General features: G+C 71.2%; 1 protein-coding gene. It reads left to right on the top strand.

The genetic code is table 11. From position 1 onward, the window contains the following. Window positions 1-670, top strand: a 670-nt coding sequence (locus FNQ90_RS25630) for a DUF5819 family protein (protein ID WP_228471613.1), incomplete at its 5' end; no start/stop codon positions are given. Window positions 671-742: the final 72 nt, after the last annotated feature.

Below are 742 nucleotides of genomic sequence, written 5' to 3' on the forward strand. Positions count from 1 at the left end.
CCCCTCGGCCGCCTCCACCGGCCCCGGCAGGCTCTCCTGGCCGGCCCGGGTGATCGTCGCCCTGGCCGTCGGGCTCATCGCGAGCTTCGCGACCTGGCACCTGTTGGCGATCTTCCTGTTCGTCGCCCCCTCCAACACCGTCACCAACGAGTACGGCGACACCATCCGCGGTTACGTGAACCCGGAGTTCGAACAGAACTGGAAGCTCTTCGCCCCCAACCCCCTCCAGCGGAACGTCGCCGTGGAGGCCCGGATCGAGACGGTCGCCGAGGACGGGTCGCTCGAGGTGAGCGAGTGGGTGGACCTCTCCGCGATGGACTTCGAGCACATCCGGCACAACCTGCTGCCCAGCCACACCGCGCAGAACGAACTCCGTCGGGCCTGGGACTTCTACACCAACAACCACGACGACAGCGGCAACGCGCAGGGCTCCCGCGCCCACCTCGCCTCCACCTACGTGCACCGCATCGCGCTGCTGAGGCTGAGCGGGGAGATGGACGTCACCGAGGCGCGGCGGGTCCAGGTCCGCGGCGTGCTCACCCGGGTCCCGGCCCCGCCGTGGAGCTCGGAGAACATCGACACCTCCCCCTCGTACACCGAGCTGGACTGGCGCACCGTCCTCCCCGCCGACCTGCCCGGCGGGGCCCTCGCCCCCGAGGAGTCCTCGTGACCGACGACGCACGGACCCCCGGGCGGGACGACCGGGGGTCCGTGCGTCGTCGGTCACGAGGACTCCTCGGGG

The organism is Streptomyces alkaliphilus (assembly GCF_014141535.1).
Classification (GTDB): domain Bacteria; phylum Actinomycetota; class Actinomycetes; order Streptomycetales; family Streptomycetaceae; genus Streptomyces; species Streptomyces alkaliphilus.